This window comes from Hydrotalea sp. AMD (genome assembly GCF_004100315.1).
GTDB classification, from domain to species: domain Bacteria; phylum Bacteroidota; class Bacteroidia; order Chitinophagales; family Chitinophagaceae; genus Hydrotalea; species Hydrotalea flava.
Genome location: NZ_SCKY01000001.1, coordinates 184,888 through 209,261, shown reverse-complemented (window position 1 = coordinate 209,261; position 24,374 = coordinate 184,888). Strand labels below are relative to the sequence as shown.

Genomic DNA, 24,374 nt, shown 5'->3' with positions numbered 1-24,374 from the left:
AAAAGTAGTCGATCTGTGATAATATTATTGCAGCCTTTGTTCGACGATGCGATGAAAGTATGATTGGTGCTATTTTATGATAAAAACTTACATGTTTTTGTAGTTGCCTTAAAGCTACATACAGGGTGGTAGACGATGTTAAATAAAATTATCTACCTCATTTTTTTCTTTACCAATTACCTGTTTCTCTAACCATTTTTCCTGTCGGCTTTTAAAAATGATTAAACTGTCGGTTTTAATATCCATCATTATTTTGGCTTTGACTATCAGTTCTTTTAGTTTTACCTCTGTAATCTCCCCTTCAAAAACACTATTCTGTATCCAGTTTAAATATATTCTGCATAGTTTTAACATTTTACCTACCCGTTTTTGCTCTATATCGTATACTAAAATAATATACATTTTTTATATTAATTTATATTTAATTTTAAATATCTCCATTTTTACCACCACGCTTTAAATGGCTTGTATGTTTCCATGCCCAAAATATGTTTTACTAATTTGTAACATTCTAATTTTACCAGATGTTTGTAGCTAACCTGTCGGTTTAATGAACGGTGTTGTATGGTTTCATTTAATTTTTCATCCCAGGCTTTGGTAATAATTTTACGACCACTTTCTTTTAACAGACAACTATTGAGCTGTTTATCAAAATCATGTGCCTGAATTTGCTTTCTATTTAGTAAAGTAAAAATTAATCTGTCGGCCAATATCGGTTTAAAAATTTCTGCTATATCTAATGCTAAAGAATATCTTCGTTCGCCGGGCTGATGCAGGAAACTGATGGTAGGATTGAGTTGTGTATGATAAATCATATCTAAACACAAACTGTAACACATGCTGTTTAAAAAGGAAATCATGGTATTTACTTCATTCGATGGGGGTTGTTTGGTTCTGTTCCCCATTTCGAAATGGGTAATAATACTATCAAAGGCCTCATAATAGGCTATGCGTATATTTCCTTCTATACCCATCAGCATTTCAATATGGGTAGTTTCAGGAATGGCACGCATCAGCGCATCAATTTTTTCAATAGAACTTTCAATGGTTTTACCCCTGTTGTAATAATAACGCAAATTTTTTTGCATATTGGCAGCACCGCCACTTACAAATTGTTGTGCAATGTGTAATCTTGCAGTTGTATTGCTGTATGCATTGGTTTGGGCAATGAGCATTTTGCCGGCCAGTAAATAGTCTTTAGGCATGAAAGAACCGGTATAATGTTCATAATAATCAAAAAAATGAATACTGATTTGTTCTTTACCCAAAAAATTATATAAAGCACTATTGGCATCTAAACTTCCAAATGCATATAAATTGTTAATCCCTTCAACTGGTATGTATTTAACCGGGCCTTCATTTCCATCTTCATCAACAGGTGTAAATTTTAGGGTATTATCTTTCCTGCTTAGCCGCCCCGGATTAAATAAATAGTACGATTTGCGCATGTCTTTTTTTTGTTTTGCATAATGTAGTTACAAATACCGGTGAGGCTATCATTATTTATTAGGTAATATTGTTTTGTGCAGCTATTGCAAAACATGCTTTACTAAAGGGTTACCTGTAATATTGATTCATGTAGTTTTTATAATATTACCATCAAACTAAAATGTGTTTGTATATCTTTTAAATTTTGTGAAAGTAAATGGCTTCATGCAGGATTATATTACAAATACGGTATTTTTTATTCATTTATTTTTCTTTTTCTTCTCTTTTTTCCATGGGTTGCATACGGAATGATGCTGCACTTTCTAATGCCTTCAATGCAATATTTTGAACCTGGTTACCTGCAGTATTTGCTTTTTCATTTAATGTTTCTATAAGCATAGTCTGTTCATTAATTTTATTTTCAAGTGACGAAATTTTTTGTTGCAACAATTTTATTTCGCCTTCCATTACTTTCGTATATATTTCTTTTTCATGTTTATATTGGGTAACTAATTCCTGCTCTTTTTGTTGTACGGCAAAGGTTACTTCATTGCGTATTTTTTCCGGCATATCAGCAACCTGTATGCGTAAGTGTTTTAACTCGTCTTCCTTTTCACTGATTAGCTTTTCTCTTTCTTCCAGATTTTTTTCTACTACCAGTCTTTTTTCTTCCAGTTCATTTTCCTGCTTTATTTTTTTTGACTGGTATTCATCTTCCTCTTTTTTGCGGGATACAGTTAATTGATATTTATATTCTTCGGCCTCCCGCTGCAATGCTTTTTTTCTAAGTTCATCTTCTTCTTTCCATTGTTGTATTCTTTCTTTTTGTTCTTTTTCCCAAGCCAGTTTTTTTTCCTCCATTTCTTTTTCGAATGCCTGTTTTTTTTCTTTATTGACTGCAATGATTACGGCAAGTGATTCAGCATTGGCCTTTATGCCATATAAATCTTCTAAGTAAGCAGATTCATACTGTATGGCTTTCTGTAATTTTTCTAATTTATTGTATTGATACAATAAAGCATTTTCAAGCGCATCTAATGATCCGGAAAGTTTTAATTTAACATCCGTTAATTCTCTTACAATACTCTGTGGGGTAAATTCCGCAGCCGATTTAATGATTTCGTCTTTTTGTTCCTGCAGTTTTTCATCTTTGGGAATTTTATCGTTTTCTGCAGATTTTTTTTTCAGTAAATCATTATAAGCGGCTAATATTTCGGCTTTTGTGCTGGAAAGACCTGGTTTTTTTTCCATATTTTTACTTTTTAAAGGTTTGATGAATATTGCAATGATTACTATTTAAATTTTTAAAAAATTACAATGACAGGGCAGATTTTAGTAGCAATAAATTTTAAATGTTCATACCGGTATTGAAAATTTTAATTAGAAAAAATGAAAGCAAATATTTTATTCAGTTACATAACAAAGTTCGTAATAAGCACATTTTTTACAAATTTTTTGTTGAATAACAGGCGGGCAGGTATTGGATGCTGCTATTTCTGAAATTTCTATACAAACTTTGTTTAATGTTTCAATATCGGTTAAGGTAAGCGCTGCTATATTTTTCGTTGTTTTTAATAATGGATATTCCAATATACCTGTTGTATTTTTAAATCCGTTTAGCTGCGTTAACCACATATAAAATTTTATCTGCCATACATGCCCATCTTCCATTGTATTGTTCTTTTTGATTTCGTGAATAACATTTTGTTGTACATCATAAAAGTCAATTTTACCCAATAGGGTAGTTGTGTTAAATGGGAATGATACTTCAATTTCCCTGTACCGTTCCGCTCTTTGCGGATAGCTGGTTTCATGTAATAATTTGCCCTCTTTTACATTTTCAGAAGTATGCTCCATACTAATGCCATTCGAAAACAGCCAAAGCTTTCTTTTGCAAACAAAATAGTAATTAATATGTGTAGCGGTAATTTGCATGTTGATGGGATAATATAAAAATTAAATCAGTTTCAAAAATGATGTTACTAACAATCAGCAGCGGTGTTAAATTAGTGCCCAGCAATTTTTTGAAGTACCTTATCATAATTAGCTGCTTACATATTTTATACAGGAGGAATATGCTTTAAAAATACAATCGTGTACATTTCCGCTACAAAAATCAAAACACATGAAACCACTGTTTTACAATATTGGTTTTCATAGTTAGTACATGAACAATGAAATTATAGGCAATGCCAACCCGTCGGTTTTTAGTTAAAACAAGGGGCGTATGGGGTTTAGAATTATTTGGTTTTGGTTTGGATTTCATTTTGAGATATTGAAATGAGGGTTTTGGGGATTTTGGTATGATGAAAGATAGGATCAAATTTGTATTAATATACTTCTGAAACCCAAACTTCCTGTTCATCATATAATAAACCAATTTCCGGATCATATTTTTTAGTCAATACCCAATATGGAATGGAGATTAATTTACCTTTTTCTGTTTCAAAATAATAAGAGGTCTTGTATAAGTTCTGATCTTTTTCCGCTATAAGTTGAGCAAATTTATTTTTCCTGATTTGTACTTTTAAACGTTCTGCTCCAATGAAATCATATTTAGATAAATAATCCTCAAACCGTTCCTTTAATCTAACTGGTAGCACTTTAATTCCATCAAATTGTTTGTAAAAATCTTCTTCTTTATTCTTTGAATGTATTAAAGGGATAAGTTGATTTTCCGTTGAATATTTCAAGAGGTGATAAATCTCGTGAAAAGATTTTTTTTCTTTTTCATTCCAATTTGGATAAACGAAATCAATATATCCTTGCAGTTTACGTTCTTCAATAATATTGTTTCCTCTTGACAAGATATTTTCAAAAACTTCAATAGTCCTTTCAATTAATGCCGGTCTATAAATGTATTTATCATTTTTATTGGCTTCTTTATAAACGACAACAGGACAAATTCCTTTTTTTCTTTTCCTATTCACTCGACCGAATCGCTGTATTAAAGCATCTATTGGCGCCGGTTCCGTATAAATAACGTCATAATCGATATCCAGACTTACCTCAATTGCCTGAGTTCCTACTAAAAGTTGAATCGGATTCTCAATGTCTTTTTCCCCTTTTTTTAGATCCTTCTCATGTGATGTCCTGTCTTCTCCTGTAAAAGCACCATGAAGCAAAAGAGCATTCATTGCATGCTCTTTTAATTTTCTGAAAACTTCCTGGGATTGAAGAACAGTATTGCAAACGACTAATACTTTCTTTCCTGCCTTTAAATCGTTTTCAATCAAATGAAGACTATCGGATAATAATCCATCCTTCAAAATTATCTGATGTCTATCGAATGCCCTATATAATTTTTCATCGGCTGATATAGAAGTAAATCCTCCAATTGAATTTTCTAATTCTGTTCTTAAAAAGGAAGGCATTGTTGCAGTCATAATAAAAACCTTTCCTTTAAGAATTGAAACAACGTATTCGACGAAAACTTTAATCTGGGCAAAAACTTCCGGACTGTAAGCATGAATTTCATCAAAAATAAAATACCCCCCGGTCCATTCGAACATGCCTTGTTCAAAACCTTTTAATCCAAACAGATTTTTTATCAACTGAAAAGGAGTAATAACTTTTAATGGTGTTGAAAGTGATTTAAATTTATCCCTAATTTTATTTATTGCTTCTTTTTTAGAAGTATTTACATATTGAACATTATCCAGATAATCATACAAGTAATCCTGTAATTTCGCATGCAACATTCCGACCTTTGAAGTGCCCAATCCTCCTTTATCAGACGACAATCGCTCATACATAGCATTAATAGAAGCCGTAAACGGCAGGACATAAAAAGTACGGCCTTGTCCAAATTCTTCCATTTGCTTTCGTAGCCATAGTATTGCGCTTTCTGTTTTACCAGATCCGGTAGGTGCAGTTAAAATAGCATTGCCAATCGTACCAGCACATTTTAGTTGATGTGCGTAAAAATTCTTTTCTTCACATAATAATTGAGATCTTTGTTTGTCCAAAAAGCTAAATGAATTATCATCTAATAATTCAATCTTTCCCATTCGAGCTGAGCCTAAATGATCGCAATGCTTCAAAGCTCCAAATAATAACAACAGCTTAAAATAGTCCGCATTTTTAATATTAACCTCACCCGAACTTGCTTTTCGTAGATAAGAGAGTATGAGTTTTTCCGGTGATTTTATACTGTAACTATTTAGTTTAATATGGAATTCATTATCTAATAAATTGTGTACACCTTCGACATTAACCTTAGCAAATTCTTCTTCATAAACTAACATTTCATCTTCGCGAAATTCATCATCTCTATTATTAGAAGTGTATGTGTTAGTGATATAATCTCTATTCAACCTTTCAAAATCTCTGTGATGACCTGCAACGGCTAACCTTAGCAATTGCTTTGTGGAATTATCAATTTCCAAACCATCTATAAATGGAATAGAAAAAAGTTCATGCCTTTGTCCAGTCCATTCATTTGCAAGTCCCATTAAAAGCTTTGTGAATTCAATATGAGCTTTCCCCAAATCATGAAAGATCACACCTAACCTGACAACATCCCAGAAATCAATATCATGCATTATTGATTCAGCCTTAGGAAAACAAATCTTTAAATATTCCAAAATTTTAAGGCAATCATCTATATGCTCTTTGAGACTTATTCGGGGTTGTGATTTTGCTAAAAGTTCCATGCTTAATTAATTCAAAAATTGATTTCACATATTCGCGAAATTTAAGTGATGCATATAAATATCTACTTCATTTTTTCCAATAACATCACGATAAGCTTTTAAATTACTCTTTACCTTGGAATGATGATTTAATATAGAATAAGATTCTGTCCCAATATTTTGTCTCGGTATTGTATCTGAAAAATATTTTGGTAATGCCTGAATAACACCCGGAAGATGATTGTTTGTAAAAGGGATAATCTGACCTCTTATTTTATCTGCGTTTTCTATTTCCTGCAATTCTTTTTTATGTATCCCTTTAACATCGACAGAAGCTAAATCGTTCATCCTGCCTAATACCAAAGGATATACCGGGTATTTTAGATAATTCACAATAGCCTCATCAGTAGTATAAATCCGTAAAAGGTTTTCAAACAAAAATTCTCTCTTTATAACATTTGATTTTGCTTCATTCTTTGGCTTGCCTTTATTATTATCTATCATATAAATGGTTTCTAAATCCATTTCCTTTCCCTGGTACTCAAAATAATAACCAATCGAAAGTTCTTTATAATTTATATAAAACCCTGCTGCAGCATTTATCAATCCAAGAATAGTACTAAGTGGCGGAACTTCCAAAGTTGGTTGAATTCCGCTAATCAAATTTGGATATCGGAAGCTGGCGGTCCAGCTTCTGATATCAATGGTGTATAGTTCCATTATACTAATTGTTGTTTCAATTGTTCGCAATAATTATCTATCGTTTCATTTATAGAAGCAACTTGAACTTTAGGGTATTCATCTCCCAAAGATTTCAATTCCTCCAATTCTCCACTGAACTCATCCAGAAAGCCACTTCTTTTTCCAATGAAAACATCTCCTATGAATTGGTCTTTGTAGTCTTTAAGGATTTCCTTTATCCCATTAATATTAATTTGAACATTATTCTCATTAATACTGTCAGGTTTAGCGATATGTGAAAAAGGATGATTTCCCGTTTTAAAAGTTGCTAAAACAATAAATTTAGGTGTAACATCATCCATATTATTGGTTTGCATTGCTCCTCCATTAATAAATTTTAATGCTGAAAGCGTTTCAATAACTCTTTTTCTTCGGATTTCTATAGGTAATCTAATTAATTGTTCAAACTCTCCTTTTTTATCCTTAACATATTTGTCCTGAAGAATGGACGCACCTTTTAATTCTTTTGCTTCATTAAATAGCTTTTCATTGATATTTTTAAAACCTGTTTTGTTATAAGAAGCAAATGTCCCCGCTTGTTCCAAATCCAAAGAAAACATCCCTTTCATTATTGCACTGTATTCATCTTTCCCATAGGGAACAGGCACATCATTTTGCCTTGATGCACTTGAAAAATGAGAAACCGGTCTTGTTGATGCCACCGATATAATTACAGAATTTTTCAAAGGTGATACTCTTGTTACTGTAACATCTTTCTCTTTATCCTTTCCGTTTTTGTTCTTTTTAGTTTCTCCTTTTTCATCTTTTTCAGTTTCTTTTTCAGCTCTCATATAACCAAATATATCATCATCATCATATTGAATTGGATTTGCAGCAGTATAAACCTGACTTTTACCATCCACTTTGATTATTGGCGACATATTCCAGTTAAATTCTTTTTGCAAAGCCTCCCTCCACCAATATCTCCAAGCTTGCCCAGACACATAAGTGTATATCAGTCCGTTTTTCGAAATTTTTTTTGTTACTGTTTTATTCTCAATGCCAGCTTGTTGGGTAGTTCCTGCATTGTTTAATGCAACTCCATTTACATCAATTAAAATTAATCCTTGGACATTCATATTGTTTAGTTTTAGTTGTTAATTAATTTATTGTTTCTGTTTCAAATTCATTAATATCCTCTTCCAATTCATCATCTTCCTCAATATCAAAAAATATTTTCCTTTCATGCATTTTCTGAAAAAGGCATATGAGTAGCAAATCACGAATTTCTCTCCAATTACCTCCTTCATAAAATAAATCTTGCACATATTCCTCCAAAGTTATAATTGGGTTTTCTGCGCCTGCTTTGTGATTTTGTCGTATGAGTTTAATTATAAATGAACGCAATGTTTCGTATCGTGAAGTAGAAATATTTTGATTGAGATTTTTCTTCAAATTACTTTCGTCTTTGAGTACTTCATCTGCTACTTTTTCGATAAGTGTTAATGTTGAACTTTTCATTTTTAAAATATTTAAAGTGTACAATTTTACAATTTTGAAATTAAAAGAGTTTGTTTTATGCCATTTTCTTAGATAGTTTGCAATATTTGGTAAAATGGATTCTTGCTTTAAAAGTTTTTCGTAAATTATGTTTACCCATTTTTTTGAACAATCTTCAATTTGATAATTAAGAATAAAATCACCTTTCTTTGTCTTAATAGGCGTTTCGTTTAAAAGAGATTTTACACTTGATTCTTTCTGCCAATTTGAATAATTTTTACTTTTCTGTTTCCAATTATCATAATCCCCTTTATTAAAGTGAGCAAATCCTTTATCTTCTCCTACCTTGGCAATATTGAAGTTTAAATCATTGTTTTGGGACAATAATTCATAGACATTGTTTTTCATTTCAATTATTTCATTCGCTTTCTCAATATAACTTTCTTTGTCTTGATTATAGTTTGGCTTATAACCTTGATATTTTATGTAATTATGCTTGATGAACAATCTCCAATCAGGTTGGTAATTTGGATTATTTGTGCACTTAGTGTAAAATTTAAACAATGATGCAGGCATTGTAAATAGTTGAATATTGGGGTCTGTACCATAATTTGAGAAGTAATACAAATTAAGGATAACACCTTCGCTTTCCGCTTCTTCTGTTTCCTGATCAAATGTTGCAATTTTCATATTGGAAATGCATTCATCTGCAAACGAGAATATCGCAATCGCAGGATTTGAATATGAACACCTTAGTACTCCTTTCGATGGTAATGAATTTGTGATTTTAGAAAGAATCCCATCAACACCCAATAATGCCTTTTTTACAAAATATTCTTGTACATCAATTCGATTACTTTGTATCAAACCAATATTTTTACCAATCAATATTACCCCCAATGGAACAAAAAACATCCTTATCATCATCTCTTTTGAAAGAAATAATCCTGATTCAAAGTTGTGATGAAAATTGACAAAAGTACCCGAACCTGACAAAATATGGTTATCTCTTCCAGCAGAAAACAATTTTGTTTTTCTTCCTGAAATCCTACAATAGCCTTTCTGGTGATATATTGATTCATCGATTAAACTCCTGTAATATTTTAATGTTTCATCAATCTTTCTTTGCCCTTTAAAAGCCGGTTGGGTAATAGTGGAATTCAAAAAGAAAGCATGCAATTTTCCACCCCATTTATTGACATAGATATTTGCAACATAATCTATCAACCCAATAATATCCTTGTCTTCTAAATAAGGTAATGACCATAAATATTTTATCACAAAGCCTCCGGTATCGGCAAAAGGATCACCGGTTGTTTTTGTTAACCAATCATTTTCTATGTTTTTACTTTCTCTCACAAGCTTTACTTTTATTATTATAAAATCATTATCATTTCGCTGTATCAATTTTTGCTATTTACGAAAATATTTCTTTCACTCTTCCCTCTTCATACCCCTTCCAACTCCTCCATCATTATCTTCCTTCATATTCACAAACAATGGTTTACTTTAAAACTTATTTTGTTTTAAAATGCTCCACCTCCGGCCATCTCACTCACAAATTTCATTTACTTAACTGCCAACTTCCGTCAGTTAAAATTTTTTTCTTTCCTTACTTAAAAATTCTATGAATTCCGGGCTACCCAATACTTCTATTTCGCCGGGCAGGCCCAGTACAAATCGCCCAATACCCTGAAATCCGGCTACAGCAATGGTTAAAAGATACGTATTTTTTTCTTTATCAATGTATTTTGCTGTGAGCGGAAATTCTTCTACCAATAAATTATACGCTTTTAAGCTGAGCCTTATAACTACTTTGCCCACCGGTTTTTTAGCCGAAATACGGAATGCATCGGTAAAATGAATGTGGTGTTTTTCTTCCTTTTCCCATGTATTAGGTAATATTGCTATACTTTGTATACGGGCTAATTTAAATTGTTTGCATTGCCGGCTTTGGTGTTCATAACACCAAACAGAACGGTAATCGGCTGTAAAATCGAATGGTTCTACTTTTCTGTCTGATATGATGTTACTATTGGATGAACGGTAATTTTTAAATAGTACCTGCTTTTTCTGCCGAATAGACTGGGCAATGCTTTGTATTTTCAACAAATCATCTGTTTGTTGTAATGATTGCAATACTTTATAATCGTACAGCATGTTTAATTTTCTGATTAGCTGTTCTTTAATGGCAGATGTTCCTTCAATTAAAGAAAGGGTATCAAATAATATGAGTAATTCTTCTTCGGTAAAATGCATTAAATTTTGAAGGGTTCTGGTGGCACTGTGTGCCTGTTGTAACCGATAATTGCCATTGTTGCGTTCTATCACAAAACCGGCTGTTTCAAAACTTTCTAAATACCGGTAAATGGTTCGTTCAGAAATTTCCATTCTGGATATAAGTTCCTGTAAATTATATCGCTTTTGTCCGGATAATAGCATTAACAGGCGAAGCAATCGTTGTATTTTTTGCTGATCCATATGCTTTGTTTATTCCAATGGTTTAATGCAACCCATGCCCATGGCATTATAAATACCCAGACCTGCGTTCATGGCGAATTCAATGATAGGAGCCGGGGATTTTATTTGTATTTTAAATTTTTCGTATCCTCTAATTTTGGTTTCCTCAGGTGTGTTTTCTTTTATAGTAATTAATCTGTGCCTTGGAGGCGTGGCATAATACGCTGTTTTTATTTGAATGGTTTCAAAAAGTTGTTGCTTTTCTTCTGTACTTAAAGGGTGAATGCTATTCCATTTTTCTACTAAATTATAACGGATACTATTTTCATAACCCTGATCAAGCGGCGACATATAATCATAATGCCCCCTGTTGTTTTTTAGTCCGGTTACTAACGGACTGGCAGGTACAAACCACAAAGTAGCTATGGCATCTAATTTCGGAGTTGGCAATAATTGTACTTCTTTAATCATGAAATGTGCCTTTGAACGGCTGTCGGCTATAGTAATTTGTTGATGTAGAAAAATACCTTTAATAAAATGGGTGGCCGCATCCGGCATGTGAAAACAAGTTAACAAGGTGGCACGATTGGTTGTACATATCATTCTATCTCCCTTTATTTCAAAAGGAATATTGAGGTTGGAAAAGGTAAACAATTTAAAGGATTTGAAGCCGGATGTATAGCCGGCATTGTGCAGAAAGCGGGCATAAACTTCGTCAGACTGTTGTATAATTTTATAAATAGCGGCCGATAAAGGATACTGGTAATTTAAACCAATGATAGCAGGCGTATTTGATTCTAATATAAGTTGAAATTGCATATTGAATGGATAATAGTTTGCTGTATTTAAAATGAATATTCTTACAAACAGGTTGATTCAAAATTTTTTTAAATGAATTTTCTATTTCATTCAAACTTTTTTGTTGAATGAAAAAAATTATTGCTGCCTGTAATCATTACACAAAATAGAATATCTTATTAAAATATGAAAATAATCTAACCTTTTGTTATGCACAATCGTTAAAAAAATGCGTTATGAAAACAAAATTATTATTCTTTGCCTTTGCAGCAATTCTTTTGCCGGGTTCGTTTTCGGTACAAGCGCAGAAAACAGTTTTAGCCATTGCTGCCGTTAAAACAGCAGGATTGGCGCAGGCTTTAGAAGGGAAGGGGCACTTTACGGTTTTTGCTCTTACCAATGCAGCATTTAATTAATTGCCGGATGGTACCATTGCCAATTTATTGAAGCCTGAAAACAAGGCTTTGATCATTAAAATTTTAACTTACAATATTGTACCGGGTAAATTAACCGCCAAATATGTAAAGGCTGCCATTCAAAAAGTACACGGTACTGCCCAAATATAAACTTGCAAGAGGAATGTTGAAGGCAAGGTTACATGATGTAAAGGTTTTGCTGACTGATGCTAAAGGTGGCACAGCAATGGTTACTGCTACTGCTATAATGGCAAGTAACGGAGTAATACATGTAATTAATGCCTGAATAAATTTTTATATATCCCTTCAAATGTAAAAAGCAGCCCTGGCATAAGAATGGGCTGCTTTTTGTGTTTTATTTATTGTATTCTTGTTATGACTCCTGCATAAAGGTATAACCGTAATCAACGGGAGGGTTAAATGTTTCTTTAATAGTTCTGGCACTTAACCAGCGGTACAGGTTTAAAATACTTCCTGCTTTGTCGTTGGTACCACTGGCTCTGGCCCCACCAAAGGGTTGTTGCCCAACTACCGCTCCGGTAGGTTTATCATTAATATAAAAATTACCGGCAGCATTGCGTAGTTTGTGTGTAGCCAAAACAATGGCTTCACGGTCTTTTGCTATGATAGAACCTGTTAATGCATAAGGTGATGTACCGTCAACCAAATCTAATACAGCTTCAAATTCGTTGGCAGGATATACATACAGGGTAAGTACAGGCCCAAATATTTCTTCACAAAGTGTTACATATTTCGGATCTTCTGCTATAATAATGGTAGGCTGTATAAAGTAGCCTTCTTTTTTGCTGCATTCACCACCCACTAAAATGGAAGCTTTTTTAGAGCGCTTGGCTCCGTCAATATAACTTTTAATTTTGTCAAAACTTTTTTCATCAATTACGGCATTCATAAAATTACTGAAATCTTCTACGGTTCCCATTTTAAAACTATTCACACCTGCCACTAATTTTTTCTTGATCTTTTCAGAAAGATTAGAAGGAATATATGCCCGGGATGCCGCAGAACATTTTTGTCCCTGATATTCAAAAGCACCACGTAACAATGCAGTAACGGTTACATCAACGTCGGCTGATTTGTGTACTACTACAAAATCTTTTCCTCCGGTTTCGCCAACAATACGGGGGTATGACTTGTATATGGCCATATTTTTTCCAATGGTTTCCCACATGGTATTGAATACGCCGGTTGAACCGGTAAAATGCACACCGGCAAAATCCCGGTGATTAAAACAAACTTTTCCCAAAGTCGGCCCATCCACATAAATTAAATTAATTACCCCTTGTGGCAAACCTGCTTCCAGCAATATTTTCATAAACAACTGTGCCGCAAATACCTGCGTATTGGCTGGTTTCCAAACTACTACATTACCGCACATGGCAGCCGAAGTAGGTAAATTACCACTAATGGCAGTAAAGTTAAATGGGGTTATTGCAACTACAAAACCTTCTAAAGGTCGGTATTCCATACGGTTGTGCATACCTGGGGCACTATTGGGTTGTTGCCGGTATATTTCACTTAAATAATGAACATTAAATCGTAAAAAATCTATTAATTCACAGGCGCTGTCAATTTCTGCCTGAAAAGCATTTTTACTTTGCCCCAACATGGTGGCTGCATTCAAATAGGGTCGGTATTTCGTAGCCAGCAAATCGGCAGCTTTTAAGAAAATCCCTGCTCTGTCTTCCCAAGGCATATCAGCCCATGCTTCTCTGGCCGTTAATGCTGCATCAATGGCTTGCTGTACATGCTTTTCATCTCCTGCATGAAAATAACCTAAAGTGTGTTTTATTTCATGTGGCGGATGCAGTGCTATTTTTTTATTGGTTTTCACTTCTTTAGAGCCAATATACATGGGTATATCTGCTGTAGCTGCTTTTAATTCGGCTAATGCTTTTTTGAGCAATTCCCGTTCTTTACTTCCGGGTGCATACTGTAAAACCGGCTCATTGGCCGGCATGGGATAAGAAAATGTGCCTAAACTCATGGTGCAATGATTTGTTGAATAAAACTGCAAGTTACTAAACTTGTTTTGTTTGGCATGTAACAAAAAGCATGGTTCTGATTCTATGAAAATGATATGCTAAATAATAGTTTCTTTGTAATCTGTGGAAACTTTAAAGAAATACATACTGGCCATTCCGGTCGTTTTCAAACTTTTGTTGCATTTTATTATAAGCAGGCGGCAATCGAAGCGTTTTGCACAGGAACTGATTGCAGCTATTGAAACAAAACATGGAGTTTTAATAGCTGATGCGGTAAAACAAAAATCCATTATTAGTTATGCCATTTATACCCCCATTGTTTGCGATGCTTTTACGCAATTGCATGGACGTTATACTACTATTGCTGAAAAAACCCGATTGGTAAATTATTTTGTAATGGCATCGATGTACGATGATTTTTTTGATACCCATGCATTAACTGTTGCTGAAATTGAAGCCCTTACTTTTTCGGGTGATGATTATACGCCTAAGTCGGATGATGAATATCTCATCAGAGCCATTCACCGGTATTTATTGCAGGAAGTAAAACAGAAGGAAGCATATCTTGCTTTGTTTCATGATATGTTTACGGCCCAGAAAGATTCTTTACAACAATTCAATCTATCTATTTCAGCAGAAACATTATTGTCTGTAACCCATCGTAAAGGCGGCTTTGCAGTGCTGATGTGTTATTTTTATATGGATGTGGAAGGTACCGGGGCAGAAAAAAAATGCTGGTATTTGTTAGGTACTATTATTCAAATGATCAATGATTTGTTTGATACTTACAAAGACAGCAGGGCGGGAATTTATACGTTTGCCAACCATTCTTCTTCTGTTGCTGCTATACAGCATGCTTATAAGCAACAAGTTCTATTGTTAAAAAACGAAATCAATACCCTGAATGCACCTGACAAACAAAAACGTTTGTTTAATTATACCATGGCTGCGGTATATTGTTTGGGATTTCTGGCCATTGAACAATTACAACAAATTGAAAGCCGATTGGGTACTTTGCCGGATTTTGCTACACTGTCCAGAAAAGATTTAATTATTGATATGGAAAAATACAGCAACAGAAAACGCTGGATACAACTATTTGTTGAGCATGGAAATGATTGGTTATGAAATATAAATTTTCATTTTAAAAAGTTGCTATATGCTACCTATTGTATTGTACGATAATGCCGATTGGCGGAATGATTTTTATCCCTTTTCAGTGAACCGGTCGGTAGCTGATTTGCGTTTTGGCATTTTTACGCAAAAAGAACGTTGGGAAAAATTTTCCGGCACTACGGTGTATATTGCTACAATAGATTATTTATGCAATTTATACCCATCGGTACCTGAAAATGAAGCAATTTATGTTGCCGCCAATATTTTACCCAATATTGAGTTGTTGAATACATTGGTTGCTTTACGGCCCGGACAATCTGTTATTTATCAAAACCGGATGATTGCTTTTTGTGGCAATTATGTAATGGCTCTAAATTTTTTTCGAAATGAAACAAATAATATTGTTGTTCCCAATTCATTTCAACATTCCCTTCAAATGCTGCAATCTGTTACCGATTTGTTTCGGTTCAATGCAGCCATCATTCAGGAAGATATTACATTAGTTCGTTCTTTACAACAACCGGGTACAATGGATGCATCCAATCGTATTGAAAATCCTAATGCAGTATGGATAGCACCTGATGCCATAGTAAAACACGTTACCATCAATGCAAACGATGGCCCTGTATACATTGGCGAAAATGCTTTGGTGATGGAAGGTGCTTTGTTACGTGGCCCCATTGCCGTTGGTGCAAATGCTGTAGTAAAAATGGGAGCTGCTATTTATGGAGGCACTTCAATTGGCAGGTATAGCGTGGCGGGTGGTGAAATTAAAAACAGTATTATCATGGATTATAGCAACAAAGCGCATCATGGTTATTTAGGTGATAGTGTGGTTGGGAACTGGTGTAATATAGGTGCAGGAACCAGCAATAGCAACATAAAAAATAGCGGAGCCCCGGTTTCGGTGTGGAATGATGCTACAAAAACCTATGGTAATCTTCTGCAAAAATGTGGCGTTTTAATGGGCGATTATACCCGTGTAGCCATCAATTCCTCCATCAACACGGCTACTGTAATGGGTATTTGTTGTAATGTTTTTGGAGCGGGTTTGTTGCCCAGACACCTGCCGCATTTTTCATGGGGGTTAGAAAAAAAATACAACTTGAAGCAGGCAATAGCGGATATTTCACATTGGATGGAATTTAAAAAATGCAGGCTATCAAATCATGAAATTAAAATACTGCAGCATATCTTTGAGCAATTGAGTGAGTAAACACTTTATTTTTAAATTGAATTAAATTATCAACAACATGCGCAAACAAATTGCAGCCGCCAACTGGAAAATGAATTTAAACCTGGAAGAAGGTACCACTTTATTAACCAATATATTGCAGGCGCCGTTGGCGCTATTGCCCGGTCGGGAAGTAATTTTTGCTGTTCCATTTCCTTATATACCCATGGCTGTAGAAAAATGTGGTGGAAAAGAAAATATTTTTATTGCCGCACAAAATTGTTCCCATAAAAAATCAGGTGCATATACAGGTGAAACGGCTGCTTTCATGTTGCAATCGGTAGGTGTACAATATGTTATAATAGGCCATAGTGAAAGGAGAGAATATTTTAATGAAACCAATGCCATGCTGGCAGAAAAAATTGACCTATGCTTAGCGCACCAATTGCAACCTTTGTTTTGTTGTGGTGAACCATTGGTTGTAAGAGAAGCAGGTAAAGAAACCGAGTATGTTGCCAATCAATTGGTTGAATCCATTTTTCATTTAACCACTGAACAAATACAGCAGATAGTTATTGCTTATGAACCTATATGGGCTATTGGAACCGGCAAAACAGCCACAACAGCTCAGGCACAGCAAATGCATGCTTTTATTCGTCAGCAATTAGAACAAAAATATGGCCATCATATTGCACAATCTGTTTCCATTTTATATGGCGGTAGTGTAAAAGCTGCCAATGCAAAAGAGTTGTTTTCGCAACCCGATGTTGATGGCGGATTGGTAGGTGGGGCATCTTTACAGGCGGCAGAATTTATTACCATCATACAATCATTAGATTAAATGCCCATTAAACGAACAGAAGCCATGCAGCCACTGTCAAGGCAGCATCACAATGGCTTATTATTTTGCCTGTTGTTGAAAAAGGGGATTGCCAAAAATGCAGCTATAAAAATTATCTGCGATTTTTCCATTCATTTTTGGGAAACCGATTTGCAACACCATTTTCAGTTAGAAGAAATTTGCCTGCGTAATTTAGGGAATACTTATCCTGTATTAAACAGCGGCATTCAACAAATGTTAACTGAGCATCGTTTATTGCAGCAATATTTTAAACAAATGGCCATTCATGTTACCTGCAATGATATTACACAATTGAGTGAATTGCTGGAAAAACATATACGTTTTGAAGAGCGAATTTTGTTCCCGCATATTGAAACTACCATTAATAGTGAGGCGCTGCAACGCATTGGGAAAGTATTGCAGGGAGAAGAAGATCATAATTGTATGCAATATCCCATTCGTTTTTGGGAATAATGTTACATGGAAACAGGAAGGGGGGCGGGTTCATACGCATTTAGTTTATCTAAATACAAAATGGTAGTGGAACCATCTTCCGAAGGATGATACATGGGAACGAACTTGGCGCCATAAATAAATTCACGATAGGTATACGAAGTTCTTGAAACAACGGTTGATGAAAAACTTTCATCAAATCCTTCTAAAAACACCAGCAATTCAGTTTCTGCTGTAGCTATATCTGCTTTTGTGAGGCCATAAAGCGGACTATCTTGTTGAATGGGATGCACCAGCGTCCAGTTCGACATTAAGGTAGAAGCTTTTGAAATATCCAATGCGGCACTGAAAAATCTATTTTTCATCACACCATCTTCCATAATTTTTAAAGAAATAGTAAAACGGGCTTCTACATTTACCAAATAATTTTTTGTATAAGGCACCAATCTAACCATCAAAGCCACGCCATCTTTGAAAGGAACAAACAAAGCATTTTTACTGTATTGAATGTAAGCTTTGGGCCTGGCAAATCGACCATACATTAACCCGGTTGCTATGGCAAAACTCAAAAGCCCGAATAAGGCTTCTAATGAAGCAACAAAACTGGCCATAAAGCCAATGGGGCTTATTCTTCCATACCCAACTGTTGTAAATGTTTGGGCACTGAAAAAGAAGGCCTCTCCAAACTTTTCTGCTGCCGTAGTGGTTTCAATACCTCCTAAATGATCTAAACCTATCCCTAAATAAATACCCGCAAATAAAATATTTATAGTAATAAAAAACAATACAATAATCAGTAAAAACTTCCATATAGACATCGATAGGAGTGCATGATATACATTTAACCTTTCAAAAAAACGCATTCCTTTTACCTGAATGTTTGGGGTGCCATCGCGATTCAATAACCGACCGCCCACCAAACTACTTACAGTGCTTAAACCGGTTTCTGTTTCGTTTTTTGCTTTTTTATTAATGTGCTTGATAAAAGGCATATATCATTGGTTGCTGCATCGAAAATAAAGTATTTTAATTGTATTGTTGATGGTTGATAGACCCATATTATATTTGATTGCAGGTTTGCAGCTGCTATTTTTAATTAGCCTAAAAATGTTTGCTTTGATAAGTTTAAAAAAGAATGTACAACAACAAATTTTGGCAAGAAGCATCTATGTGCTAAGTGCTTTATTGGTAAATGTTGCCATTGCCAGTTTTACCAATGCCGCTGCCACTGGAATGCTTTTGTACGCTTCGGCTATTTTTGCACTGATTGTTTTAATAGGAGGGATGAGTTTAGAAAGTGCTTTGGGTTATTATTATGCAGGAGAAAAATTAGGAGCTAAACACGCTATAACAATGGCTTTGTTCCAAATTATTGTGCTTTTAATGGTATTGTTGATGGTTCAGTTATTGTTTCCAACTTTCTTTGCAAGGCTCACCAATGGTTTTAATACAGGTTTGTATCTGTTTGTTTCCGGCACATTGCTTACCAACTTTTTTTTAGCCACATTGTATGCCGGAAAGCAATATCTGAAACCCAATTTAGTACAGGCTATACTGAACGTTTTGTTAGTGTTTATTTTGTGGGTTGAATATCGAAAAAACTTTGCTATAGCAATTCTATTTAAAACATATTTTTATTTTATTTTTTTGAATGGAGTGGTTGTTTTGCTGGTGTTTATGCAACAAGTAAAATGGAAAACGGAAAACGGTTCCATGCATTCATCTTTTAAGCAGGTGTACCAATATGCGATGAAAGCATTGTGGGCCAATGTGTTGTTTTTTATAGTGTATCGGTTAGACTATTGGTTTGTGCATCAATACACCACCGCTAATGATGCAGGCAATTACATTCAGGCAGCCAGATTAGCACAAATGTTTATCCTGCTTCCACAATTCATTGCTCCGGTAATTTTTAATACAACAGCCAATGGCGGCGCTACCCAACAAATGAATGAATGGTTAGCCGCATTCATGAAGTTTTTTTTCTTAATGTTTTCGATACTGTTTATTGTAGTGGCAGCGGGCGGACAATTTATTTTTACGCATCTTTTTGGTTCCAGCTTCAATAATATGCACAAAGTATTGTTGCTGTTCATTCCGGGTTTATTTTTTCTATCTTGTTTAAACTTGCTTTCTGCTTATTTTGGTGGAATGAATCGCGTTCGCATCAATATAGTAGGAGCAGCTTTGGCTGCTGTAACTACTATTGCAGGAAATATTTTGATTATACCTTTTTATACTATTTTTTGGGCAGCGTTGGTAAGTACCTTGTCTTACATAGTGGCTGCTTTATGGGCATTGTATCAGTACAAAAAAATGCCGCCATCGCTTTCTATTGATTTGTTTTCCTTGAAAAAATCAGATTGTCGTTTTATTCAGGCATTATTCCATTCAAAATAAGAATAATATGAAGGTATTGTGGTTGGCCAGTTGGTATCCTGATGAATTAGAACCTAAAAATGGCGATTTTATTCAACGCAATGCCAAAGCCGTTGCTGCTTTTATGCCTTTGGTAGTGATTCATGTGGTGCAGGCAGGCAGCAGGTTTAAAACACATGCTAAATGGGAACGTACAAAAATTGATGACCTGGAAGAATGGATTGTTTATTTTAACTATACACCAACCCGATTCAAAAAACTCAATACCCTTTTATATCATTTTGCCTACTTACATTGTTACAAGGCCATACTTAAAAAATATGTTGCAGCGTTTGGATTGCCCGATTTACTTCATGTACATGCACCCATCAGGGCAGGAATGGTAGCACGTAGCTGGTGCAAAAAAAATGACATACTTTATATTGTTTCTGAACATGCTTCCATGTATGCCGCCACTGCAATGGATGCTTTTCAAAACAGGCCTTTCTGGTTCAGAAAAGCTGTACAATCTGTTTTAAAAGAAGCAGCCTTGGTTACCAATGTTTCACAAACTATTGCTTTTCGTTTAAAAAAATTTTTCCATTTACAGCGGGTAAGCGTTATTCCTAATTTAGCCGATACTGAAAAGTTTTATTATCAACCCGATATTGCTAATCATGTGTTTACTTTTTTACATGTATCTTCTTTTCTGTCACAAAAAAACATTCACGGATTGCTAAACGCATTTCAGCAATTGATACAATACCATGCGCAATGGAAATTAGTGTTGGTAGGGCCGGTAACGCCTGAAATTGAAAGACTGATTGTAGAAAAAAAATTATCTGAATACATAGAATTTACAGGAGAATTGCAACATGAGGATGTGGCTGCTGTTATGCAACAAGCATCTGCAATGGTATTGTTCAGTTGGCAGGAAAATGCACCCTGTGTAATTGCCGAAGCACTGTGTTGCGGTTTACCGGTTATTACTTCCAATGCCGGTGGCGCTGCAGAACCCATTCATGCAGGCAATGGAATCGTTGTTGCACCCGGTGATGAGCAGGCACTGGTTGCAGCCTGTATCAGGATGATGCAGCAATACCATCAATACAACCGGGCCGAAATTGCACAGGCTGCTGCTAAAGTATTTGCTGCTCCCGTCATTGCCCGGCTTATTCTGAATCTATACCCCCCTTTACTGCTACACAAAAATGGATAAATTATTCTCAAAAATTCCCCACCACAGTCTACTTGACAGCTATCCTTATATCTTTGCATTTGTATGAAAAATATTAGAAACTTTTGCATTATAGCACATATTGACCACGGAAAAAGTACGCTGGCGGATCGATTATTGGAAGAAACCAAGACCATCGGCTCCAGAGATATGATGGATCAGGTATTGGATGATATGGATTTGGAACGCGAAAAAGGCATTACCATTAAAAGTCATGCCATTCAAATTAATTATCCGTACAAAGGAGAGGAATACATTTTAAACCTGATTGATACACCCGGCCACGTTGATTTTAGTTATGAAGTAAGCCGTGCATTGGCAGCCTGTGAAGGTGCTTTATTGTTGGTAGATGCATCACAAGGCATACAGGCTCAAACCATCAGTAACCTGTATCTGGCCATTGATAATGATTTGGAAATTATTCCTGTTATCAATAAAATTGATATGGATGGGGCCATGATTCCGGAAGTAACTGATCAGATTGTAGATTTAATTGGCTGTAAGCCCGAAGAAATTTTATTGGCCAGCGGCAAATCGGGCATTGGCATTACTGAAATTCTTCAGGCCATTATTGAGCGTATTCCTGCTCCGAAAGGAGATGTGGATGCACCATTGCAGGCGCTGATTTTTGATAGTGTTTTCAATAGTTTCAGAGGCATTATTGTGTACTTCAGAATTATGAATGGTACACTGCGAAAAGGTGATAAAATTCAGTTCGTATCAACCGGTCAGGATTATTTTGCAGATGAGGTGGGTGTACTGAAATTAACCATGACACCTAAAGAGGAGCTCCGTGCCGGAGATGTGGGTTATATTATTACCGGAATTAAAAATGCTAAAGAAGTGAAAGTGGGTGATACCATTACCTTAGCCGCTAATCCCGGAACCATGATTCAGGGTTTTGAAGAAGTGAAGCCAATGGTATTTGCCGGCATTTATCCTGTAAATACAGATGATTTTGAAGAATTGCGGGAATGTATGGATAAGTTACAACTGAATGATGCATCCCTTACATTTGAATTAGAAACTTCTAAAGCCTTAGGTTTTGGGTTTAGATGCGGATTTTTAGGTTTGCTGCACATGGAAATTATTCAGGAGCGCTTAGAAAGAGAATTTAATCAAACCGTTATTACCACAGTTCCCAACGTTAGTTTTCATGCCTATACTTCAAAAGGCGATAAAATTATAGTGAATAATCCTTATGAAATGCCCGATCCTACGCGTTTAGACAGGATTGAAGAACCATTTATCAAAGCACAAATTATTACACTGCCGGATTATATTGGCAATATTATGACACTTTGTTTGGGCAAACGGGGTATTCTCATTAATCAGTCGTATTTAACCCCAACAAGGGTAGAATTAATTTTTGAAATGCCACTTACAGAAATTGTATTTGATTTTTACGACAAATTAAAAAGCAGTACCCGTGGGTATGCCTCTTTCGATTATTCGCCTATCGGGTATAGAGAAGCTGATATTGTGAAGATGGATATTTTGTTGAATAATGACAAAGTGGATGCTTTAAGTGCTTTGATTCATAGAAGCAGAGCGCAGGATTTTGGCCGTAAATTGTGTGAAAAGTTAAAAGAATTACTGCCCCGTCAACAATTTCAAATTGCCATACAGGCTGCTATTGGCGCTAAAGTAATTGCACGTGAAACCATTTCGGCCATGCGAAAAGATGTTACTGCAAAATGCTATGGTGGCGATATTAGCCGTAAACGTAAATTATTGGAAAAACAAAAGGAAGGGAAAAAACGTATGCGACAAATAGGTAATGTGGAAGTGCCTCAGGAAGCCTTTTTAGCCGTTTTGAAATTAGATTAAATTATTTTTTAAACATATATCATCAAAAAGCCTGCTCAATTCAATTTTGAGCAGGCTTTTTAAAATTAATTACTTCCATCTTTTTTAATACGGAGCTGATACACCGGTATAATTATGCGGTGTAATAGCTTTCAGTTCTTTTTTTAGGGTTGCACTAATTTTTAAACCATCAATAAAATGATGCAACGTATTTTTTGTAATACCTTCTTTGCCTCTGGTAAGTTCTTTAAGTGATTCATACGGATTGGGATAATTCTCTCGGCGCAAAATAGTTTGAATGGCTTCAGCAACTACCGCCCAGTTATTGTCTAAATCTGATTGTATTTTGGCTTCATTTAATACCAATTTGCTGATGCCTTTCAGAATGGATTGGAAAGCAATGCAGGTATGGGCTGCAGGAATGCCTAAATTGCGTAATACAGTAGAGTCGGTTAAATCGCGTTGCAGCCTTGAAACCGGCAGTTTGGCTGCTATATGTGCCGCTAATGCGTTGGCTATTCCTAAATTACCTTCTGCATTTTCAAAATCAATCGGGTTTACTTTATGTGGCATGGCCGATGAGCCTACTTCTCCCTGCTTTGTTTTTTGCTTAAAATAATCCTGACTAATGTAAGTCCATATATCCCTACATAAATCAATCAATATGGTATTAATGCGTTGCATAGCATCTAAATGTGCTGCCAAATCATCATAATGTTCAATTTGTGTGGTAAACTGTTGCCTTTGTAAACCCAATTTTTTTTCCACAAATTCATTCCCCAATTGTATCCAGTTCTTCTTCGGAAAGGCTACTACGTGGGCATTAAAATTCCCGGTAGCACCGCCAAATTTTGCAGTAAACGGAATGGTAGCAAGCGAGGCAACTTGATGTTCTAAACGCTCGGCAAAAACCATGAATTCTTTTCCTAAAATTGTAGGCGAAGCAGGCTGGCCGTGTGTACGTGCTAGCATGGGTACTTTTTTCCATTGTTTAGCCAGCACAACTATTTGTTGTTTCAGGTGAATTAATTCGGGCAAATATTCCTGTTCAATATATTCTTTCCAACTCAATGGAATGGCAGTATTATTAATATCCTGTGAGGTTAAACCAAAATGTACCCATTCTTTAATGGCTGCTCCACCTGCTTTTTCAATATATTCTTTTAAAAAATATTCTATCGCTTTTACATCGTGGTTGGTAATGGCCTCCATTTCTTTAATATGATGGGCATCGGCCAGACTAAGATTATCCGCTATTTCCAATAATTTTTTTTGTAATGCAGCCGGTAGTTTAAAAAATCGTTTTTCTGCCAAAAAAATAAAATAAGCAACTTCAACCCTTACCCTGTACTTCATTAAAGCGTATTCCGAAAAATAGATATCTAAATGAGCCGTTTGTTTTCTATAACGGCCATCAATGGGCGAGAGAGCTGTCAAAGTGTTTAATTCCATTACAATTTGGTTTC

Annotated in this window: 22 protein-coding genes; 9 read left to right on the top strand and 13 right to left on the bottom strand. The window is 35.1% G+C overall.

The annotated features are described in order from the left end of the window. Window positions 1-138: 138 nt before the first annotated feature. The 10 genes from cas2 to cas6 form a co-directional block, all read right to left on the bottom strand. Window positions 139-402 carry a CRISPR-associated endonuclease Cas2 gene (cas2, locus tag EO766_RS00940; protein WP_074419198.1) on the bottom strand — a complete coding sequence of 88 codons (264 nt, stop codon included), beginning with the start codon at window positions 400-402 and terminating at the stop codon, window positions 139-141. Window positions 403-443: 41 nt separating this feature from the next. Then, on the bottom strand, window positions 444-1,448 hold the full coding sequence (cas1b, locus tag EO766_RS00935; protein ID WP_074419199.1) for a type I-B CRISPR-associated endonuclease Cas1b: 1,005 nt from the start codon (window positions 1,446-1,448) through the stop codon (window positions 444-446). A 244-nt stretch (window positions 1,449-1,692) separates the two neighbouring features. After that, window positions 1,693-2,679 carry a hypothetical protein gene (locus EO766_RS00930; protein ID WP_143439653.1) on the bottom strand — a complete coding sequence of 329 codons (987 nt, stop codon included), beginning with the start codon at window positions 2,677-2,679 and terminating at the stop codon, window positions 1,693-1,695. A 153-nt stretch (window positions 2,680-2,832) separates the two neighbouring features. After that, on the bottom strand, window positions 2,833-3,363 hold the full coding sequence (gene cas4, locus EO766_RS00925) for a CRISPR-associated protein Cas4 (protein WP_074418435.1): 531 nt from the start codon (window positions 3,361-3,363) through the stop codon (window positions 2,833-2,835). A 395-nt stretch (window positions 3,364-3,758) separates the two neighbouring features. Beyond that, a complete protein-coding gene (locus EO766_RS00920; RefSeq protein ID WP_074419200.1) occupies window positions 3,759-6,083 on the bottom strand; it encodes a CRISPR-associated helicase/endonuclease Cas3 in 2,325 nt (774 codons plus the stop codon). A gap of 24 nt (window positions 6,084-6,107) precedes the next feature. Further along, window positions 6,108-6,782 (bottom strand): type I-B CRISPR-associated protein Cas5b, encoded by a 675-nt coding sequence (cas5b, locus tag EO766_RS00915; RefSeq protein WP_074418437.1) that lies wholly within the window; start codon window positions 6,780-6,782, stop codon window positions 6,108-6,110. Next, complete coding sequence (cas7i, locus tag EO766_RS00910; RefSeq protein ID WP_074419201.1) at window positions 6,782-7,882, bottom strand: type I-B CRISPR-associated protein Cas7/Cst2/DevR; 1,101 nt, start codon at window positions 7,880-7,882, stop codon at window positions 6,782-6,784. The genes cas5b and cas7i overlap by 1 nt, the downstream gene beginning before the upstream one ends. Window positions 7,883-7,904: 22 nt before the next feature. Beyond that, a complete protein-coding gene (locus EO766_RS00905; RefSeq protein WP_074420043.1) occupies window positions 7,905-9,650 on the bottom strand; it encodes a hypothetical protein in 1,746 nt (581 codons plus the stop codon). 186 nt (window positions 9,651-9,836) lie between these two features. Continuing rightward, the gene (locus EO766_RS00900; protein WP_074420042.1) at window positions 9,837-10,724 is read right to left on the bottom strand and encodes a helix-turn-helix transcriptional regulator; all 888 of its coding nucleotides are present in this window, start codon (window positions 10,722-10,724) and stop codon (window positions 9,837-9,839) included. Between the two features lie 9 nt (window positions 10,725-10,733). Continuing rightward, window positions 10,734-11,522 (bottom strand): CRISPR-associated endoribonuclease Cas6, encoded by a 789-nt coding sequence (gene cas6, locus EO766_RS00895; RefSeq protein WP_074420041.1) that lies wholly within the window; start codon window positions 11,520-11,522, stop codon window positions 10,734-10,736. A 215-nt stretch (window positions 11,523-11,737) separates the two neighbouring features. On the opposite strand from cas6, the gene EO766_RS00890 reads away from it, so the two are divergent. Both EO766_RS00890 and EO766_RS00885 read left to right on the top strand, forming a co-directional pair. Beyond that, window positions 11,738-11,917: a fasciclin domain-containing protein gene (locus EO766_RS00890; RefSeq protein ID WP_218331333.1), complete on the top strand. Its 180-nt coding sequence runs from the start codon at window positions 11,738-11,740 to the stop codon at window positions 11,915-11,917. Between the two features lie 163 nt (window positions 11,918-12,080). Further along, window positions 12,081-12,203: a fasciclin domain-containing protein gene (locus tag EO766_RS00885; RefSeq protein WP_218331332.1), complete on the top strand. Its 123-nt coding sequence runs from the start codon at window positions 12,081-12,083 to the stop codon at window positions 12,201-12,203. Window positions 12,204-12,290: 87 nt separating this feature from the next. On the opposite strand, the gene pruA is transcribed toward EO766_RS00885, so the two are convergent. Continuing rightward, the gene (gene pruA, locus EO766_RS00880) at window positions 12,291-13,922 is read right to left on the bottom strand and encodes an L-glutamate gamma-semialdehyde dehydrogenase (RefSeq protein ID WP_074420040.1); all 1,632 of its coding nucleotides are present in this window, start codon (window positions 13,920-13,922) and stop codon (window positions 12,291-12,293) included. Between the two features lie 121 nt (window positions 13,923-14,043). On the opposite strand from pruA, the gene EO766_RS00875 reads away from it, so the two are divergent. The 4 genes from EO766_RS00875 to EO766_RS00860 are packed head-to-tail and all read left to right on the top strand — an operon-like array spanning window position 14,044 to window position 17,525. Then, entirely contained in the window at window positions 14,044-15,048 is a 1,005-nt protein-coding gene (locus tag EO766_RS00875; protein ID WP_074420039.1) for a class 1 isoprenoid biosynthesis enzyme, read from the top strand. Between the two features lie 31 nt (window positions 15,049-15,079). Next, window positions 15,080-16,252 carry a putative sugar nucleotidyl transferase gene (locus tag EO766_RS00870; protein WP_074417733.1) on the top strand — a complete coding sequence of 391 codons (1,173 nt, stop codon included), beginning with the start codon at window positions 15,080-15,082 and terminating at the stop codon, window positions 16,250-16,252. Between the two features lie 37 nt (window positions 16,253-16,289). Next, window positions 16,290-17,051 carry a triose-phosphate isomerase gene (tpiA, locus tag EO766_RS00865; RefSeq protein WP_074417732.1) on the top strand — a complete coding sequence of 254 codons (762 nt, stop codon included), beginning with the start codon at window positions 16,290-16,292 and terminating at the stop codon, window positions 17,049-17,051. Then, window positions 17,052-17,525, top strand: a complete 474-nt coding sequence (locus tag EO766_RS00860; protein WP_074417731.1) for a hemerythrin domain-containing protein — start codon at window positions 17,052-17,054, stop codon at window positions 17,523-17,525. A 2-nt stretch (window positions 17,526-17,527) separates the two neighbouring features. On the opposite strand, the gene EO766_RS00855 is transcribed toward EO766_RS00860, so the two are convergent. Continuing rightward, complete coding sequence (locus EO766_RS00855) at window positions 17,528-18,496, bottom strand: ion channel (protein WP_074417730.1); 969 nt, start codon at window positions 18,494-18,496, stop codon at window positions 17,528-17,530. A gap of 124 nt (window positions 18,497-18,620) precedes the next feature. Between EO766_RS00855 and EO766_RS00850 the strand changes: the two genes are divergently transcribed. From EO766_RS00850 to lepA, 3 genes are all read left to right on the top strand, one after another. Further along, entirely contained in the window at window positions 18,621-19,904 is a 1,284-nt protein-coding gene (locus EO766_RS00850) for a lipopolysaccharide biosynthesis protein (RefSeq protein ID WP_287100608.1), read from the top strand. Between the two features lie 7 nt (window positions 19,905-19,911). Next, entirely contained in the window at window positions 19,912-21,081 is a 1,170-nt protein-coding gene (locus EO766_RS00845) for a glycosyltransferase (protein ID WP_074420037.1), read from the top strand. Window positions 21,082-21,144: 63 nt separating this feature from the next. Then, window positions 21,145-22,929, top strand: coding sequence for a translation elongation factor 4 (gene lepA / locus EO766_RS00840; RefSeq protein ID WP_074420036.1), 1,785 nt, complete (start codon window positions 21,145-21,147; stop codon window positions 22,927-22,929). An 84-nt stretch (window positions 22,930-23,013) separates the two neighbouring features. Here the strand turns inward: lepA and purB are convergent, their stop codons facing one another. Continuing rightward, the gene (gene purB / locus EO766_RS00835) at window positions 23,014-24,360 is read right to left on the bottom strand and encodes an adenylosuccinate lyase (RefSeq protein ID WP_074420035.1); all 1,347 of its coding nucleotides are present in this window, start codon (window positions 24,358-24,360) and stop codon (window positions 23,014-23,016) included. Window positions 24,361-24,374 lie beyond the last annotated feature (14 nt).

Excerpts from the sequence above, each read along its gene's own strand:
- EO766_RS00920 (WP_074419200.1), bottom strand. The coding sequence starts at position 6,083 with ATGGAACTTTTAGCAAAATCACAACCCCGAATAAGTCTCAAAGAGCAT.
- EO766_RS00860 (WP_074417731.1), top strand. The coding sequence starts at position 17,052 with ATGCCCATTAAACGAACAGAAGCCATGCAGCCACTGTCAAGGCAGCAT.
- tpiA (WP_074417732.1), top strand. The coding sequence starts at position 16,290 with ATGCGCAAACAAATTGCAGCCGCCAACTGGAAAATGAATTTAAACCTG.
- cas2 (WP_074419198.1), bottom strand. The coding sequence starts at position 402 with ATGTATATTATTTTAGTATACGATATAGAGCAAAAACGGGTAGGTAAA.
- lepA (WP_074420036.1), top strand. The coding sequence starts at position 21,145 with ATGAAAAATATTAGAAACTTTTGCATTATAGCACATATTGACCACGGA.
- EO766_RS00900 (WP_074420042.1), bottom strand. The coding sequence starts at position 10,724 with ATGGATCAGCAAAAAATACAACGATTGCTTCGCCTGTTAATGCTATTA.
- EO766_RS00870 (WP_074417733.1), top strand. The coding sequence starts at position 15,080 with ATGCTACCTATTGTATTGTACGATAATGCCGATTGGCGGAATGATTTT.
- cas7i (WP_074419201.1), bottom strand. The coding sequence starts at position 7,882 with ATGAATGTCCAAGGATTAATTTTAATTGATGTAAATGGAGTTGCATTA.
- cas5b (WP_074418437.1), bottom strand. The coding sequence starts at position 6,782 with ATGGAACTATACACCATTGATATCAGAAGCTGGACCGCCAGCTTCCGA.
- cas1b (WP_074419199.1), bottom strand. The coding sequence starts at position 1,448 with ATGCGCAAATCGTACTATTTATTTAATCCGGGGCGGCTAAGCAGGAAA.
- EO766_RS00855 (WP_074417730.1), bottom strand. The coding sequence starts at position 18,496 with ATGCCTTTTATCAAGCACATTAATAAAAAAGCAAAAAACGAAACAGAA.
- cas6 (WP_074420041.1), bottom strand. The coding sequence starts at position 11,522 with ATGCAATTTCAACTTATATTAGAATCAAATACGCCTGCTATCATTGGT.
- purB (WP_074420035.1), bottom strand. The coding sequence starts at position 24,360 with ATGGAATTAAACACTTTGACAGCTCTCTCGCCCATTGATGGCCGTTAT.
- cas4 (WP_074418435.1), bottom strand. The coding sequence starts at position 3,363 with ATGCAAATTACCGCTACACATATTAATTACTATTTTGTTTGCAAAAGA.
- EO766_RS00890 (WP_218331333.1), top strand. The coding sequence starts at position 11,738 with ATGAAAACAAAATTATTATTCTTTGCCTTTGCAGCAATTCTTTTGCCG.
- EO766_RS00845 (WP_074420037.1), top strand. The coding sequence starts at position 19,912 with ATGAAGGTATTGTGGTTGGCCAGTTGGTATCCTGATGAATTAGAACCT.
- EO766_RS00930 (WP_143439653.1), bottom strand. The coding sequence starts at position 2,679 with ATGGAAAAAAAACCAGGTCTTTCCAGCACAAAAGCCGAAATATTAGCC.
- EO766_RS00885 (WP_218331332.1), top strand. The coding sequence starts at position 12,081 with ATGTTGAAGGCAAGGTTACATGATGTAAAGGTTTTGCTGACTGATGCT.
- pruA (WP_074420040.1), bottom strand. The coding sequence starts at position 13,922 with ATGAGTTTAGGCACATTTTCTTATCCCATGCCGGCCAATGAGCCGGTT.